Origin of the sequence: Gordonia phthalatica (genome assembly GCF_001305675.1) — a bacterium.
Taxonomy (GTDB): domain Bacteria; phylum Actinomycetota; class Actinomycetes; order Mycobacteriales; family Mycobacteriaceae; genus Gordonia; species Gordonia phthalatica.
This window is the reverse complement of the sequence record NZ_CP011853.1, coordinates 2,739,400-2,755,602: the sequence shown is the minus strand read 5'-3', so window position 1 is coordinate 2,755,602 and position 16,203 is coordinate 2,739,400. Positions and strand designations below refer to the sequence as shown.

At 67.2% G+C, this 16,203-nt stretch carries 11 protein-coding genes and 1 other RNA gene; 7 read left to right on the top strand and 5 right to left on the bottom strand.

From position 1 onward, the window contains the following. Nucleotides 1-43 precede the first annotated feature (43 nt). The 3 genes from rnpB (at nucleotide 44) to ACH46_RS21300 (ending at nucleotide 3,225) form a co-directional block, all read left to right on the top strand. Nucleotides 44-460: RNase P RNA component class A (rnpB, locus tag ACH46_RS12890), an RNA gene on the top strand. A gap of 88 nt (nucleotides 461-548) precedes the next feature. Beyond that, entirely contained in the window at nucleotides 549-1,967 is a 1,419-nt protein-coding gene (locus tag ACH46_RS12885; RefSeq protein ID WP_062393283.1) for an RNB domain-containing ribonuclease, read from the top strand. Between the two features lie 940 nt (nucleotides 1,968-2,907). Then, nucleotides 2,908-3,225 (top strand): hypothetical protein, encoded by a 318-nt coding sequence (locus ACH46_RS21300; RefSeq protein WP_157851050.1) that lies wholly within the window; start codon nucleotides 2,908-2,910, stop codon nucleotides 3,223-3,225. Here the strand turns inward: ACH46_RS21300 and ACH46_RS12880 are convergent. Further along, a complete protein-coding gene (locus tag ACH46_RS12880; RefSeq protein WP_082399649.1) occupies nucleotides 3,209-4,096 on the bottom strand; it encodes an IS5 family transposase in 888 nt (295 codons plus the stop codon). The genes ACH46_RS21300 and ACH46_RS12880 overlap by 17 nt on opposite strands. A 219-nt stretch (nucleotides 4,097-4,315) precedes the next feature. Continuing rightward, nucleotides 4,316-5,707 (bottom strand): IS1380 family transposase, encoded by a 1,392-nt coding sequence (locus ACH46_RS12875; RefSeq protein ID WP_062393282.1) that lies wholly within the window; start codon nucleotides 5,705-5,707, stop codon nucleotides 4,316-4,318. A gap of 195 nt (nucleotides 5,708-5,902) precedes the next feature. On the opposite strand from ACH46_RS12875, the gene ACH46_RS12870 reads away from it, so the two are divergent. Then, nucleotides 5,903-6,982 carry an HNH endonuclease signature motif containing protein gene (locus ACH46_RS12870; RefSeq protein WP_226995615.1) on the top strand — a complete coding sequence of 360 codons (1,080 nt, stop codon included), beginning with the start codon at nucleotides 5,903-5,905 and terminating at the stop codon, nucleotides 6,980-6,982. A 30-nt stretch (nucleotides 6,983-7,012) separates the two neighbouring features. On the opposite strand, the gene ACH46_RS12865 is transcribed toward ACH46_RS12870, so the two are convergent. The 3 genes from ACH46_RS12865 to panB all read right to left on the bottom strand — a co-directional run bounded on the left by ACH46_RS12865 (nucleotide 7,013) and on the right by panB (nucleotide 10,416). After that, on the bottom strand, nucleotides 7,013-8,506 hold the full coding sequence (locus ACH46_RS12865) for a CYTH and CHAD domain-containing protein (protein ID WP_062393280.1): 1,494 nt from the start codon (nucleotides 8,504-8,506) through the stop codon (nucleotides 7,013-7,015). 3 nt (nucleotides 8,507-8,509) lie between these two features. Continuing rightward, the gene (gene pip, locus ACH46_RS12860) at nucleotides 8,510-9,469 is read right to left on the bottom strand and encodes a prolyl aminopeptidase (RefSeq protein ID WP_062393279.1); all 960 of its coding nucleotides are present in this window, start codon (nucleotides 9,467-9,469) and stop codon (nucleotides 8,510-8,512) included. A 98-nt stretch (nucleotides 9,470-9,567) separates the two neighbouring features. Beyond that, complete coding sequence (panB, locus tag ACH46_RS12855) at nucleotides 9,568-10,416, bottom strand: 3-methyl-2-oxobutanoate hydroxymethyltransferase (protein ID WP_062393278.1); 849 nt, start codon at nucleotides 10,414-10,416, stop codon at nucleotides 9,568-9,570. Nucleotides 10,417-10,663: 247 nt separating this feature from the next. Between panB and glnA the strand changes: the two genes are divergently transcribed. The 3 genes from glnA to ACH46_RS12840 are packed head-to-tail and all read left to right on the top strand — an operon-like array spanning nucleotide 10,664 to nucleotide 16,171. Then, nucleotides 10,664-12,001 (top strand): type I glutamate--ammonia ligase, encoded by a 1,338-nt coding sequence (gene glnA, locus ACH46_RS12850; RefSeq protein WP_062393277.1) that lies wholly within the window; start codon nucleotides 10,664-10,666, stop codon nucleotides 11,999-12,001. Between the two features lie 8 nt (nucleotides 12,002-12,009). Further along, entirely contained in the window at nucleotides 12,010-15,036 is a 3,027-nt protein-coding gene (locus tag ACH46_RS12845; protein WP_062393276.1) for a bifunctional [glutamine synthetase] adenylyltransferase/[glutamine synthetase]-adenylyl-L-tyrosine phosphorylase, read from the top strand. 31 nt (nucleotides 15,037-15,067) lie between these two features. Next, nucleotides 15,068-16,171, top strand: coding sequence for an esterase/lipase family protein (locus tag ACH46_RS12840; protein WP_062393275.1), 1,104 nt, complete (start codon nucleotides 15,068-15,070; stop codon nucleotides 16,169-16,171). Nucleotides 16,172-16,203 lie beyond the last annotated feature (32 nt).

Below are 16,203 nucleotides of genomic sequence, written 5' to 3'. Positions count from 1 at the left end.
TTCGGTTCTGGGCGTGTCGTGGCGCTATCCTGATCTTCGCGAACGAGTCGGCCGGGCGGCCGCGGCAGAGGAACTGGCGAGACATCGCACGGGCCCGAGTCGAGGAAAGTCCGGACTCCACAGAAGCAGGGTGGTTGCTAACGGCAACCCGGGGTGACCCGCGGGACAGTGCCACAGAGAACAGACCGCCCGGACGCGAAAGCGTGCGGGTAAGGGTGAAACGGTGCGGTAAGAGCGCACCAGCGATGCGGGTGACCGCATCGGCTCGGTAAACCCCACCCGGAGCAAGGCCGAAGCGCGGACCGGTGAGAACCGTGTGCGCGTGCGCGAGTGTTTCAGGACTGCTCGTCCGAGCTCGCGGGTCGGCCGCTTGAGGCACCCGGTGACGGTGTGTCCAGATGGATGGTCGCCCCCGACCTTCGGGTCGGGACAGGATCCGGCTTACACGCCGACTCGTTCGCTTCACTTCTGCCCTCGGGCCGTGGTGCCGTCGACCATTCGAGTTTCGTTGACGGCATCGTCGCCGGTCAGGGCATAGGGTCGGTGGCATGCAGCCGAGAATGAGTGCGCCCGCGATCGACTTCGCGCGCCTGCGGAGTGAGATGGGAATCGAGGCCGAGTTCTCGGCGGAGGCGGAACGGCAGGCGGAGAAGGTCGTCGACCGCTTCGCGTCCGACCGCGCAGATCGGACCGATCTGGAACTGGTGACCATCGATCCACCGGGCTCCAAGGATCTGGATCAGGCGCTGCGCGTCGTCGCCGACGGTGACGGATTCCTGGTGCACTACGCGATCGCCGACGTCGCGGCGCTCGTCGAGCCGGGCAGCCCGATCGATGTGGAGAGCCACAAGCGCGGCCAGACCATGTACTTCCCGGACGGGAACGTCCCGTTGCACCCGCGGGCGCTGTCGGAGGGGCTGGGTTCGCTGCTCGCTGACGAGACCCGACCGGCGGTGCTGTGGACGATGCACGTGTCCGCGGAGGGGGAGTGCACGGCCGTCGACCTGGAGCGGGCGACGGTGCGCTCACGTGCTCGACTCGACTACGCGGGAGTGATGGCCGACCTCGAAGCGGGCCGCCTGCACCCGTCGGTGGCCGCGCTGCCCGACTTCGGCAGGACGCGGCTGTCGTGGTCGCTGACGCGGGGCTCGGTGCAGTTGGACCTGCCCGACCAGGAGATCGTGCCGCACACGCCGGGTCGCGCGTGGACGCTGCGGCTGGCTCCGCGCACGCCGGCCGATCAGTGGAATTCGCAGGTGTCGCTGCTGACCGGGATGAGTGCGGGCACCATCCAGCGCGACGCCGGCGTCGGTCTGCTGCGGACCCTGCCTCCGGCGCCGGAGGAGGCGGTCGATGATCTGCGCCGAGCTGCGAAGCACCTGCAGATCGCGTGGCCGGACGGCGCGTCGCCGGGTGAGTTCCTCGCGACCCTGGAGCCGGACGCACCGACGACGCTCGCATTGATGAGCGTCGGCGCCCGGTTGATGCGCGGTGCCGGCTATCTGTCGTTGGATGCCGATTCGGCTTCGCTGCCTCTGGACAAGCTGGAGCATGCCGGTGTCGGTGGGTTGTACGCGCACGTGACCGCGCCGTTGCGGCGGCTGTCGGACCGGTACGCGACGGAGGTCGCGCTGGCGGTGACGGCCGGTCGCCCGGTGCCGGACTGGGTCACCGAGGTGCTGCCGACGCTCCCGAAGATCATGCGCAGTTCCGACGCGGCGGCGTCGACCGCCGAGCGAGACAGTGTCTCGTTGACCGAGGCCGTGGTGCTGTCTGACCAGATCGGCGAGCGATTCGACGCCGTGGTCTTGAAGGGGCCGAACGGCAAGCGTGCGGCCGAGGTGTTCATCGCGGAGCCCGCGATCGTCGCGTCGTGCGAGAACGCTCCCGAACCGGGTTCGCCGTGCACGGCCGAAGTGGTGACCGCCGACCCGACCGTTCCGGAGGTCATGTTCCGGGCGATGTGAAGGTGCGGTTCTCGGGGGGCGGGGCCGCGTTCGGGGCCTCCTCAGGGTGATCGAGTGCCGCTGCGTCGTGCCGCGTTTGGTGCCCCCTCAGGCTGATCGAGTGCCGCTGCGAGCGAAGCCCGCAACGGTGTATCGAGATCGCCGACGGGCTGGGACGGTGGGGCCCGGGTGTCTTCTTCAGGGTGATCGAGTGCCGCTGCGAGCGAAGCCCGCAACGGTGTATCGAGATCCGACCCGGGCTGGGATGGTGGGGGCCCGGGTGTCTTCCCCCAGGGTGATCGAGTGCCGCTGCGAGCGAAGCCCGCAACGGTGTATCGAGATCCGACCCGGGCTGGGATGGCCGCAGTCGAGAGCCTGGAATGTCGGAGTCTGTCGATAGTCTGATCCAAGTCGATCTGCATATATCAGAAGCGTTATCAGGGCAAATCGAACTATTGAACTAATCAAATGTGAGGAGTATCATAGTATGTGCAATAGCAGAGACGGCCTGCGGGTCATTTCAAGTTGTTTGAGAAGTTCATAGCGCGTCGCGGCACAGGCGACACGGGCCATTTCCGGGGCGTGGGAGCTGGAGGGGTGGCCGGTGGGTGTCCGACGGCACAAGGTGGGACGCCGTCGGCCGGGGTTCGGCCGGCAACGGGTGCGGACCGTTCGCCTGAAATCCGACGGGGACGTCGAGCTGCGGGGAAGGCTGCTCGTTGATCCTGTCGGGCTGGGTCTCGGGTGAGGCTCCGGGTTCGGGTGATGCGGGTCCAGTGCCGAGTCTCGGCGACGGTGTCTCCTGCTTTCGTGACTGCATCGGGGTGTGGTCGCGGTGGTCTGCTCGTGCGTCTGATTTCGGGAAGTGTGTGAGTTCGATGCGCGGTCGCCGACGCCCGCGGTGATCCCGTGGCCGGGTCTGCGATCGCGCGGAAAGTCTCGTGAAGGTGAGGGGATTGTGATGGCTGGTACCGAAGCAGTGTTTGCTGATGTTGTCGATCAGTTCGCTGTTGTGTTGACCGAAGCGCTCTGTCCGCCAGGGGAATCCACGTCGGGTGGTGAGCTCGCACGCTTGTGTGCGGCACCGTCGATGATCGGGTCCGATGATGATCGGATCCTGGCGATGATGGTGTCCCTGGCGAGAGTGCTGAACCTGTCCACGACCGCCCTGTCCCAAGTGACGGAGGTGGCCGAACGTGCCGGAACCCGACGTCGTAAGCGGTTGAAGAGTCCGGTCGAATTGTTGAAGCAGTTAGGTTCTGTTACGAAAGTCGTCTGAGCCAGTGATTGATGCTGGCGATTTCGATGGTGGCGGCGAAGCGGACGGCGAGTTTGTCGTAGCGGGTTGCGCAGGCTCGGTGTTGTTTTAGCTGGTTGATGCCGCATTCGACGGCATGGCGGTCCTTGTATCGCTCGGAGTCGAACGCCGGTGGGCGTCCGCCGGCCGATCCTCGTCGCTTGCGATGTCCCTGTTGGTCGGACGGTTGAGCGATCGTGGCCTTGACGTGGTGGGTTCGCAGCCAGGTCCGGTTGGCCTTCGAGGAGTAGGCCTTGTCCGCCAGGACCCGGTCGGGACGAGACCTCGGCCGACCGGGACCGGCGCGGCAGACCCGGATGCCTTCCAGAACGGGAATCATCTCGGGGCTATCGCCGCACTGCCCGGCGGTCAGGCGGAAGGAGAGCACTCCGCGATGCTGATCGATCGCCACGTGGGTCTTCGTCGACCAGCCGCCGCGGGATCGTCCGAGCGCGTGATCGGGCGGTTCGTCGGGCACCTTCTCGAGGCTGTCGGCGCGAGCACCTGCGGCGTGCGCATGCGCTCTGGACGTCATCGAATCAACGCTGACCTGCCATGACAGCCGTTCCGAGGCGGCAGCATCAGCGCGTAGTTCGGCGTCGATACGTGCCCAGATTCCGGCGATCTGCCATTGAGTGAACAAGGCATACACCCGCCACCACGGGCCGTAACAGTCTGGAACGTCTCTCCACGGGCAGCCGATGCGAGTTCGGTAGCGGACCCCGTCGATCAGTGCTCGCAGGCAATATTGGCGGGGTCGACCGCGTCTGGGCGGGGCTGGAAGGTGCGGCTGGAGAACCGTCCACTGCCTGTCGGTCAGGTCATGGCGCGCTGATGCCGATACGGTGGCCATGGGAGGCCTCCCTGCGAGCGTTGATGATTAGACACCAACTGCGTTAGCCTCGAAATTTCATCGGGGTGATGTCCTGGCCTGTGCGGTTTCGGATTGAGGGCTGCGGGCTGATTATGCCTGTCGGGTACGACAAGGCCGCCGAGCGTCGGTGCGTCCGGGTTCCACATCACCGGAAGTGCAAGTTCTGTCATCTCGTGAAGTCAGGGCCCGGCGGTCGCGTCAGCCGGGTGCCGGGTAGGCGGTCAGCTGATCGAGACCGGCAGCGAGCAGGCCACTCCACGGATGCTGCCGGTCGTACCGAAGCCGGAGTTGTCGGGCGTGACGGGTCAGACGGGCCGCGGTCGCAAACAGTCGCATGCGCAGTTTCTTGGGTTCCCACAGGCGGGCGGCGGTACCGGCCAATGCCAGCATTTGGGTCCAGGCGAGCAGATCGCACGCCACCTCGACCAGGGCGAGCCAGATCTGATTCTGCGCGAACCCTTTCAGCGGAAGGTTAGTCAGGCCAGTATCTTTCGCGATCCGAATACGGTCCTCGCAGCGAGCCCGCCGCCGATGGCGGACCTCCAGATCGGCAAGCTGACCGCCGGTGGTGTTGGTGGCGAACGCGATCAAGCGCCACCCATTGCGGTCGGTGATCCGCAGTTGAGCACCCGGATGCGGCTTCTCACGGCGAACGATGACGCGCATTCCGGCCGGCCACCCCGCCAGGTCCAGGACACCGGTCAGTTCGGCAACATCAGCATTCTTGCGGGGTTCACCATCCGGGTCGTAGGCCGGAGTCCACGCCTGCTTCGGCAACTGGTCGATGAGGTCACCGATCGTCTCGTTCAACGGGAAGCCGACCGAATACGACAAGCGTCGACGGTTCAGGAAGGCGACGAAGTCGTGAGTGCCGCCGGCCGAGTCGGTGCGGATCAAGATCGAGCGGCCCGGCCGAGACCCGGCGCCCGGGACCTGATCGAGAATCTTCTTCGTCAGCGTGATGTGGTCGGCGGCGGTATTGGAACCCGCATTGCCGGGCCGCAGGATCGCCGCGGCGGCCTCACCAGTCCCGTCGGGTCCGTGGTCGATGAATGCCATCAAAGGATGAAACCCGAAGCCCCGCTTATAGGTTGGTTTCGCCTGCTCCTTGTCTGAGTGGGCGGTCACCAACGTCGCATCGATGTCGATGATCAACGGCTTCTTCGCCGATCGTCCATGATCGGGTGCCTGATCACCAGCCAGGGACCACACCTGCTGGCGGGCAGTGGCGCGAGCAGTCCGGATCGCATTCACCGCCCGCTCGGGATCGGCGGCCAGGGTGGTGATCAGGCGTGAGACCGTCGGATCGGAAGCCACCAGACCGAACACGTCGGGGCGACCGCGGAGCATGCTGATGTCGGCCAAACAGTCACCGCCGACGATCAAGCTGGTGGCCAGATCCAACAGGATCTTCGCTGGATCGTGCGTGGCGAGGGGTTTACGCCACGGTGCGAGAGCGGTCCGTAGCGCGTCGGTGAGGCCAGAGAGTTCGGCGGTGCGGGTGGCCAGGACGGTGCCGCCGTGGGTGAGGATCCCGCCGCCGTCGGCGGTGGCCTGAATCTGCGGGTAGAACACGGTAGAGTTCTTCACCAGAAAGGTGCTCCTCGCCTTGCATGTAATTGGAGTTTCGCAACAACAATTATTGCAGGTCAGAGCACCTTTCTTCATGAAATCCGCACGTCAGGCGAATTCAGTGATGAAATTTCGAGGTTAGCGCGGAGGCCTCCCGTCATGCACGCGGACACGCCGACACCACATCGGCCACTTTCGTAACAGAACCTAGGCGTGGTGCCGACATTGGCGCAACGCTTGGTCCGAGTGGGGCAGGCGGCGCGGTTGATGCCGGGGTTGATGAGTCGGGCGCGGGTGGGTGGTGTGCCGATCGAGCAGGCCGATGCGGTCGCTCGTGGGATCGGGTTCGTTGAGAAGAAGGTCCCGCTCGATGACGCGAGTCGCGCTGACTTGGTGCGACGCCTGTCGTCGCAGGCGACGCCGAGGGATGTGGACCATCGGGCTCGCGAGTTGGCGATCGAATGGGCACCCGAGATCGATGAGACCGATCCGGACGCGGTGCCGGTCGCCGAGAATCCGGAGTTGAACGAGATGACGGTGGTGACCGGCGACGATGGTCGGACGATGGTGTCGCTCGATACCGACGCGTTGTCGGGGGAGGAGTTGAGTCAGGCGCTCGACCCGTTGTGTAAGCCGGTGCTCCAGCCCGACGGGTCTGAGGATCCGAGATCGGCCGGTCAGCGTCGAGCCGACGCGCATGCGCAGATCATTCGCGAGTATCTGGCAGGCCGTGACCGGCCCACCGTGTCCGGTGGTGTTCTTCCGCACGTGTCGTTGATCGTGCCGATCGAGCAGGCTGCGAGTGCGGGCAGTGGCACGCCGTCGGAGGCTTCGCGGGTTGCTTCGCTCGGGTTCACCGGTCCGGTCTCGTCCGCAACGGTCGGGCTGGTCGTTTGTGAGGCGGCGATGCGTCGGGTGGTGATGGATGCTGATTCGGCGCCGTTGGATGTGGGTCGTGAGCATCGTCTGGTGACCGCGGGACTACGCAAGGCCTTGGAAGCGCGGGATCGCGGATGTGCGTTCCCTGGGTGCGGGCGTCCGGTTTCGTGGACTGATGCTCATCACTGCACTCCGTGGTCGGAGGGCGGCGAGACGGCGATCGACAACTGCGTGCTGTTGTGCCGGATGCACCACACCGTGATGCATCAGACCGGGTGGGAAGTCTTCATCGGCCACGATCGGCACCCGTGGTTCCGGCCACCGCTCGATCCGGAGCATCCGGAACGGTTCCGGGAACCGATCCGCTCCAACGCCCGCCGGACGATGACACTCGAACCCACCGCCGCGGCCTGAGCGGCCGGGCAGTGGGGCTCAGTGCACTGCCTAGCGGGAGCGGCGGTACTTCTTCACGGCGCGACGACCGCGGGACTCCTCATGCGCGTCCATGCGGCCGAGCACGAAGACGGCGTCACTCGACAGCCCGGGATTTGCGGCGACCTCGGCGAGGTGCGCGCGATTCACGACGGTGTCGTTGAAGACACCCAGGTGAGTCTGCACGCGCTTCGCCTCGGTACCGGCGCGATCCAGCGCCTTCCGATTGAGCGGTGCCGCAGATTCGGCGGTGTACCGCAAGGCCTTCGCGCGCTTACGGATCGTGTGCAGCTGCTCCACCCACTCGGGTGACCACGCGCTGTACTTGCGGAGCTTCTTCTCCGCCTTCGTCATGCGCAGATAGGCGCCGCCGACGGCATCCGACACGATGTCGCGCGCAGGTCGGTGGGCGAGCGGCCCGGGGATGGGCGCGTTGATGAGGCGGTCCAGGTCATCGAGCAGCGTCAGGTAGCGCGCGGTCGACAATCCGTACCGCAGCGACTTCAACGCCTGCTGGTGGGCGACGCGTTCGTCGTCGATCAGGGCCTTCACCAGGTCCGCGGGAGCGTCCTCACGCGCCAAGAGGAGTTCGTTCGCCTCCAGGCGAACCTCCCGGTCGCGGACGTCGCCCAGGACCTCTCCGAGGAGACGGAGCTCGTCGGCGACCGGCGCCGCCATCTCCGGAGCGATGACACCCGGGTACGACGTCAAGATCGACCGGATCTTGCGGGCAGCGACACGCATCTGATGGACGGCGTCGTACGCATTCTCCCGCGCGAGCGGGTCCCACGCATGGAGCGCGTCGCGATGGGCGGCGAGATCGTACTGCACCAGACCCAGCGCGGACGCCTTCTTCGGCAGCGCACGCACCAGATCGTCGAGCGGCTGGGTGCCGATGGCACGGGCGAGCTTCGACACGCTCGATGCGTCACGCGCGCCGGCCTCGCGGAGAACACTCTTCGCGCGCTTGAGGAGCTTCGCGTCACCGCCGGTGAGCTCGAACTCCCACTCGGCCCAACGATTCACACCGCCCCCGGGGAGCAGTGACTCGGCGGACACGACGTCCTCGCAGAACTCGGCGAGGCTGACACCGTCGGCGTCGAGCACCGTCGTGACGGTCCGGTCGGTGGTGATCGTCGCGACAGGGACAAGCTCGGCGGAACGGATGACGGTCAGGACCTGTGAACGGAGTTCGGCCGGAACCTCGGTCTCGGCAGTGGCGTCAGCGGCGTCCCGGAAGTCGACTGCCGTCTCCTTGCGGCCCCCGGGAACCGAGGACGGACGCTTCAAGTGCCAACCGGCATCGGTGCCGCCGGTCCGGCGACGCAGGGTCATCCGATTCTTGGCGAGCAGCGTGTCCGCGGTGTCGAAGTAGGTCGCCTCCAGGAGGTAGGTGGCCGGCTCTCCGACCGTGGAGCCCTCGACAAGGCCGGTCAGGTCGGGGGCGGGGAGACCTGCGTCGACGTCGAACTTCAGCTCGACCTCGATGGAATGGGACGGACTCATGTTCTACGAGCTCCTCGTGGCTGCGAAGTGATCGGTCGCCTCGACCAGATGGTGGACGATGCCGGCTTCGAACGATGCGTGACCGGCGTCGTCGACGACGTGCAGTTGCGCAGAAGGCCAGGCGCGGTGCAGATCCCAGGCGCTGCGCATCGGACAGACCACATCGTATCGACCCTGGACGATCACCGCCGGGATGTGCGCGATGGACTCGATGTTCTGCAGGAGCTGACCGTCGTCGAGGAAGCCGTGATTCACGAAGTAGTGGTTCTCGATGGTCGCGAACGCGGTCGCGAAGCGGTCGCCCTCATCTGATTCGTGATGGGGCAGGAGGTAGCTGGTCTTCCGCTCCCAGGTGGTCCAGGCGACGGCGGCGCGCTGTGCGGCGTCACGGTCGTCCCCGGTCAGGATCTCGTGGTAGACGGCGACGAGGTCGTCGTCGCGCCGGTCCGCGGGGATCGGCGCCAGGTATCCCTCCCACAGGTCGGGGTAGATGTTCGCGGCACCGCCGTTGTAGTACCAGTCGATCTCGGTGCGGCGCAGCAGGAAGATTCCGCGCAGCACCAACTCGGTGACGCGGTCGGGATGGGCCTGCGCGTAGGCCAGACCGAGCGTCGAACCCCACGAGCCGCCGAAGACCTGCCAGGTGTCGATGCCGAGATGCTCGCGGAGCGCCTCCATGTCGGCGATCAGATGCGATGTGGTGTTCACCGCAAGGTCGGCGCCGTCCGCGATGTGCGGGCGTGACTGACCGCAGCCGCGCTGGTCGAACAGCACGATCCGATAGCGGTCGGGGTCGAAGAACCGTCGCTGCTGGGCGTTGGTGCCGCCGCCGGGGCCGCCGTGGACGAAGACGACGGGCTTGCCGTCCGGATTTCCGGACGTCTCCCAAAAGATCTCCTGTCCGTCGCCGACGTTGAGATGTCCGGAGTCGTACGCCTCGATCGGCGGGTACAGGGTGCGCATGGGTTACAGCCTAGTGTCCGATTCCCGGGCGGGCTCGCCGAGCAGACGAAAGCGGCCCGTTCGACGATCGAGCGGGCCGCGATTCCGAACGGGGAGGGTCAGTACGAGTGCTCGGGGCCGGGGAACGAGGCGCTGGTGACCTCGTCTCGGTAGGTGCGCGCGGCCTCGCGCAGCTCGTCGCCGATCGACGCGTAACGCTTGACGAACTTGGCGGTCTTGCCGTGGGTGTAGCCGGCCATGTCCTGCCATACGAGGACCTGTGCGTCGGTCTCGTTGCCCGCGCCGATGCCGACGGTCGGGATGGTGAGCTTGCGCGTGATCTGCCCGGCGATGTCGGCGGGGACCATCTCCATCACGACCGAGAAGGCGCCCGCCTCCTGAACGGCGATGGCGTCGGCGACCAGCTGGTCGGCGGCGTCGCCGCGGCCCTGAACACGGAAGCCGCCGAGTCCGTTGACGCTCTGCGGGGTGAAGCCGACATGGCCCATCACCGGGATTCCGGCGGCGGTCAGCGCAGCGATCTGCGGCGCGACGCGTTCGCCGCCCTCAATCTTGACCGCGTGGGCGCCGCCCTCCTTGAAGAAGCGGACGGCGGTCTCGAGTGCTTGCTGCGGGCTCGCCTCGTAGGTGCCGAACGGAAGGTCGGCCACCACCAGCGCGTGCGGAGCGCCGCGGACGACGGCGCGGACCAGGGGGATCAGCTCGTCGTTGGTGATCGGAATCGTGGTGTCGTACCCGTAGACGACGTTGGCGGCGGAGTCGCCGACCAACAGAACGGGGATCTCGGCCTCGTCGAAGATGCGGGCCGTGGAGAAGTCGTACGCGGTGAGCATCGGCCACTTGTGGCCGTCGGCCTTCCACTGCGCGAGATGGTGGACGCGAGTCACGCGGCGAGGGGCCTGCGAGCTGGTCTGGGCGGTGGCGCCGTAAACGGATGCATCCGACATGTCTGCCTCATTTCTGCCTCGAGTCCCTGATGGTCGGGTACCCGGGTTGGTGTGGACGCCCTCGATTCTCCCACCGGTCGCACAGGTGGAGAACCCGTGCACCGGTGGGATTGGTCACAGACGGTCGAGTTGGTCATCGCTCGTGAACGATGGACCCGGGACCGGGTCGAGCACGGGGCACCGTGACACGGTGAGCGATCTGCGCGGGGTTAACACGGGCGTAACCGCGGGCCTCTAAGGTTCGGGTATGGACCGCCAACAGGAATTCGTGCTGCGCACCCTCGAAGAGCGGGACATCCGCTTCGTCCGACTGTGGTTCACCGACATCCTCGGATATCTGAAGTCGGTGGCCATCGCACCTGCAGAACTCGAAGGAGCCTTCGCAGAGGGCATCGGATTCGACGGCTCGGCCATCGAAGGCTTCTCCCGCGTCTCCGAAGCCGACATGGTCGCCAAGCCCGATCCGTCGACCTTCCAGATCCTCCCGTGGCGGGACGAGGGCGAGCTGTATTCGGCGCGCATCTTCTGCGACATCACGATGCCCGACGGCTCGCCGTCATGGGCCGACCCGCGCAACGTCCTGCGCAGGCAGCTGAACAAAGCCGCCGATCTCGGCTTCACCTGCTACGTGCACCCGGAGATCGAGTTCTTCCTCCTGGAGGACAAGCCGATCGACGGCTCGGTCCCGGTTCCGGCGGACCGCGGCGGCTACTTCGACCAGGCCTTCCATGCGCTGGCGCCGAACTTCCGCCGACACGCGATCGACGCGCTTGAAGCGATGGGGATCTCCGTCGAGTTCTCCCATCACGAAGGTGCTCCCGGCCAGCAGGAGATCGACCTGCGGTATGCGGACGCCCTGTCGATGGCCGACAACGTGATGACCTTCCGCTACCTGGTGAAGCAAGTCGCGTTCAGCGACGGCGTGCGGGCGACGTTCATGCCCAAACCGTTCAGCGACTACCCGGGTTCGGCGATGCACACGCACATGAGCCTGTTCGAGGGTGACACCAACGCCTTCCACAATCCCGACGACCCGATGCAGCTCTCGACCACCGGCAAGCGGTTCATCGCGGGAATCCTGCGGCACGCCAACGAGATCAGCGCCGTCACCAACCAGTGGGTCAACAGCTACAAGCGACTCATCTACGGCGACGAGGCACCGACCGCGGCGACGTGGGGCGGCGCCAACCGCTCGGCGATGATCCGACTTCCGCTGTACACCCCGAACAAGTCGTCGTCGCGACGCGTCGAGATCCGCACCCCCGACTCGGCGTGCAATCCGTACCTGACGTTCGCGGTGCTGTTGGCCGCAGGCCTCAAGGGCATCGAGGAGGAGTACGAGCTTCCCGAGGAAGCGGAGGACAACGTGTGGGCGCTCACCGAGGCCGAACGCCGGGCGATGGGCTACCGGGAGCTTCCGGGGTCGTTGTCGGAGGCGCTCGTGGCGATGGAGAAGTCCGAGCTCGTCGCCGAGACGCTCGGCGAGCACGTCTTCGACTACTTCCTGCGCAACAAGCGTGCGGAATGGGCCAACTACCGAGGTCGCGTGACGCCGTACGAGCTCGAGAACTACCTTCCGCTGTAGGGGCCGGCATGACTGTGTCGCGCGGTCGTTCCGCGGTTCCCAGCCCCGGCCGCCTCGGCCTCCTGCAGCCCGAGGCGCGTGAACTCCTCGCACAGCTCGGATGGACTGGCGAGGACTCGATCAACCTGCTGTGGTCGCTCTCGCGTGCGCCCGACGCGGACCTGGCGCTCGGCGCGCTGATCCGGCTGCGCGACGCGGACCTCGACGGGTGGCCGGAACTCGACCGCCTGCTGCGGTCCGACAAGAGCTTCCGCGGTCGGGTGCTGTCGGTGCTCGGCGGCTCGGATGCGCTCGGTGACCATCTGATCGCGCAGCGCGGGACCTGGCGCCTGCTGCTCGACGACACCTTGCCCGACGAGGTCTCGGTGCGGCAGTCACTGCTGACGGCGGTGGAGGCGGCGCCTGAGCCGGGAGCACTCGAGCGCGGCGACCTGCTGTACCGCTCACGTCTGGTCGGACCCGACGCGGTGCTGGCACTGCAGCACGCCTACCGCGATCAGCTGCTCATCCTGGCGGCGCACGACCTAGCCTCGACGGTCGAGGACGAACCCGTCCTGTACCTCCCCGAGGTGGGCGGCCGCCTGTCGGATCTCGCCGACGCAGCCCTGACCGCGGCACTCGCGGTGGGGATCGCGACCGTTCTCGGGCCGGTGGGCGACGAGTCCGCGAAGCCACTGGAGATCGAGCTGGCGGTCATCGCGATGGGCAAATGCGGTGCCCGCGAACTGAACTACGTCAGCGACGTGGACGTCGTGTTCGTCGCCGAACCGGCCGACTCGGCGTCGGCGCGCATCGCAGGCGAGATGATGCGGGTCGGATCCGTCGCCTTCTTCGACGTCGACGCGGCGCTGCGCCCCGAGGGCAAGCGAGGTGCGCTGACTCGGACCCTGGAGTCGCACGTCGCCTACTACCGGCGCTGGGCCAAGACGTGGGAGTTCCAAGCTCTGCTGAAGGCACGAGCGATGACCGGTTCCATGAAACTGGGCGCCGCCTACATCGAGGCCACGTCGTCGATGGTGTGGGACGCGTCCGAGCGGGACGACTTCGTCGTCGAGACCCAGGCCATGCGCCGCCGCGTGGAGTCGCTGGTGCCCGCCGACGAGAAGACCCGCAACATCAAGCTCGGGCGGGGCGGCCTCCGCGACGTGGAGTTCGCGGTCCAGTTGCTGCAGATGGTGCACGGCCGCGTCGACACCAGCCTCCACGTGCAGTCGACGGTCGACGCCCTCGCCGCACTGACCGACGGCGGCTACATCGGCCGCGACGACGGCGCCAACTTCTCGGCGTCGTACCAGTTCCTGCGCCTCCTGGAACACCGACTGCAGCTGCAGCGACTGCAGCGCACGCACCTCCTGCCGGACCTCGACGACAAACCGGCGGTGCGATGGCTCGCGCGCGCCGCGCACGTGCGACCCGAACGGGACAAGGACGTCGTCGAGGTCCTGCTCCGCGAACTCCGCAAGCAGCGGACCCGAGTGCGGCAACTGCACGAGAAGCTCTTCTACCGACCGCTGCTGGAATCGGTGGCGCGGCTCGACAAGGGCGCGCTGCGACTGTCGGACGAGTCCGCGAAACGACAGCTCGGCGTCCTCGGCTGGGCCTTCCCGGACCGCGCGTTGGCGCACATCCGCGTCCTCGGATCCGAACCGGGGCGCAGCGGCCAGATCCAGATGCTGATCCTGCCGAGCCTGCTGGAGCACATCAGCTCCACCCCGGACCCCGACGCGGGCCTGCTGAACTACCGGCGGCTGTGCGACGAGGTGGTCGGCGTCTCCTGGTTCCTCCGGCTCCTGCGCGACGACGCCGTCGTCGCCGAACGGCTGATGCACGTCCTCGGCACCAGCGAGTACATCGCCGACCTGCTCATGCGCTCGCCGGACGTCATCCAGCTGTACTCGTCGGGTGCCACCGGACCCAAGCTGGTCGAGGTGGACTCGGTGGACGTCGTCAAGGGCCTCGTCGCGTCGACGATGCGGGCCGCGGACCTGGATCGGGCGATCGCCGTCGCGCGGTCGCACCGGCGCGCCGAACTGGCCCGTATCGCATCGGCCGACCTGCTCGGGCTGATGAGCGTGCAGGAGGTCTGCCGTGCGCTGTCCACCGTGTGGGCAGCGGTCCTCGGGGCCGCGCTCGACAAGGTGATCGCGTGGAGCCTGACCGACGGTCAGCAGGCACCCGCCACCATCGCGGTGATCGGGATGGGCCGCCTCGGCGGCGGCGAACTCGGCTACGGATCCGACGCCGATGTGCTGTTCGTCTGCGAACCGCGCGACGGCGTCGAAGAATCCGAGGCCCTCAAGTGGTCGCAGTCGGTGGCCGACCGCGTACGCAAGCTGCTCGGCACGCCCAGCGCCGACCCGCCGCTCGAAGTGGACGTGGGTCTGCGGCCGGAGGGGAAGAACGGGCCGATCGTCCGGACCTTCGCGTCCTACGAGGCGTACTACCGGCAATGGGCCGAGTCGTGGGAGGTCCAGGCACTCCTGCGTGCGAACGCCGTCGCCGGCGACGCCGACCTAGGCTTGAGATTCCTGCACATGATCGATGTGACCCGCTACCCGGAGGGCGGCGTCTCGCCCGACGCGGTGCGGGAGATCCGGCGCATCAAGGCGCGCATCGACTCCGAGCGGCTGCCGCGCGGTGCCGATCCGGCGACGCACACCAAACTCGGACGCGGCGGTCTCGCCGACGTCGAGTGGACGGTCCAGCTGACTCAGCTGCGGTATGCGCACAAGCATCCGGAGCTGCACAACACGTCGACGCTCGAGACCCTGGACGCGATCGGCGAACTGGAGCTGCTCACCGAGGACCAGGTCGAGAGGCTCAAGGATGCCTGGCTGACAGCGACCAAGGCGCGCAACGCCCTGGTGCTGGTGCGCGGCAAGCCCGTCGACCAGCTGCCGGGGCCGGGCCGCGCACTCCGGTCGGTGGCCTACGCCGCGGGCTGGTCGCAGGACGAGGCGCAGGAATTCCTGGAGCACTACATGCGGGTGACTCGGCGGGCCAAGACCGTCGTCACCGAGGTGTTCGACGGTTAGCCGCAATCGCGGGATCACGTACGCTGCACGCATGAACGTCCTCCAGGGCCGATGGGGCCGCCCGGTCTCCGATGCCGTGACCACGGGAATACGCGTGGGACAGGCGATCTCGGCACCGGCTCTCAAGCTGGGGCGCGCCGCCATGAGCAGGTTGCCGCTGGAGCGGCTGGTGGAGATCGGCGACGAGAAGCAACAGGCGTCCAATCGGATCGTCTACGACTTCTTCTCGGGCATCGGCCCGGAGTTGGCCGATCCGGGCGGCTCGTTGCCCGGCGCCAACCGGTGGGGCCGACCGTGCGATCCCGAGCATCCGGTGCCGGTGATCCTGATGCACGGGACGGCGGGCGGCGCGCAGACCAACTGGGGAACCTATGTGCCGCTGCTGACCGACGCCGGCTTCTCGGTCTTCACCCTCACCTACGGAGCCCTGCCCGGCTCCAAGTGGCCGATCTCCGCACTGGGCGGCATGGCCCGCATCGAGGACAGCGCCGCCGAGTTCGGCGACTTCGTCAAGCGGGTGCTGGCGTCGACCGGTGCGGATCAGGTCGACGTGGTCGGGCACTCGCAGGGCACCATCGTCCCGAACTACTGGGCCAAGTTCCTCGGCGGGCAGGGCACGATCCGCCGCTATGTGTCCCTCGCTCCGCTGTGGCAGGGCACCAGCGCGCTGGCGCGGGCACGCCCGGTCGCGGCCGAACTGCAGGAGCGCTTCGGCATCGACGTCGGTGCCGTCATCCCATGCCAGGCGCTGCCGCAGATGATGGAGGGATCGCACTTCATCGAGGAGCTCAACTCGGGCGGCGGGCCCTACGTGCCGGGCATTCAGTACACCAACATCTCGACGGTGCACGACGAACTGGTGCGCCCGTACACGTCGGGGCAGGTGCCGGGCGGGCCCGACGACGACGTCGTCAACATCGTGCTGCAGGACGGCTGCCCGCGCGACTTCTCCGACCATCTCGGGATCTGCGGTTCACCGCGAGCCGCCGCGATGGTCATCAACGCGCTCGAAGGCGAGGACGTGCGGGTGGTGCCGTGCCGGCTGGTGTCGCCGTTCTTCGGCTCGCCCGTGCTGCGTCGCACGGGCGGCGCACCGGAGTTCATCCGGTCGCTGACGCCGTCGCGGATCAGCTGAGCCCGACGAGACTCCGCTGATCCGCGACGAGG

Coding starts and splice junctions, on each gene's coding strand:
- pip (WP_062393279.1), bottom strand. CDS start 9,469: ATGCGCACCCTGTACCCGCCGATCGAGGCGTACGACTCCGGACATCTC.
- ACH46_RS12845 (WP_062393276.1), top strand. CDS start 12,010: ATGACTGTGTCGCGCGGTCGTTCCGCGGTTCCCAGCCCCGGCCGCCTC.
- ACH46_RS12840 (WP_062393275.1), top strand. CDS start 15,068: ATGAACGTCCTCCAGGGCCGATGGGGCCGCCCGGTCTCCGATGCCGTG.
- ACH46_RS21300 (WP_157851050.1), top strand. CDS start 2,908: ATGGCTGGTACCGAAGCAGTGTTTGCTGATGTTGTCGATCAGTTCGCT.
- ACH46_RS12865 (WP_062393280.1), bottom strand. CDS start 8,506: ATGAGTCCGTCCCATTCCATCGAGGTCGAGCTGAAGTTCGACGTCGAC.
- ACH46_RS12885 (WP_062393283.1), top strand. CDS start 549: ATGCAGCCGAGAATGAGTGCGCCCGCGATCGACTTCGCGCGCCTGCGG.
- glnA (WP_062393277.1), top strand. CDS start 10,664: ATGGACCGCCAACAGGAATTCGTGCTGCGCACCCTCGAAGAGCGGGAC.
- panB (WP_062393278.1), bottom strand. CDS start 10,416: ATGTCGGATGCATCCGTTTACGGCGCCACCGCCCAGACCAGCTCGCAG.
- ACH46_RS12880 (WP_082399649.1), bottom strand. CDS start 4,096: ATGGCCACCGTATCGGCATCAGCGCGCCATGACCTGACCGACAGGCAG.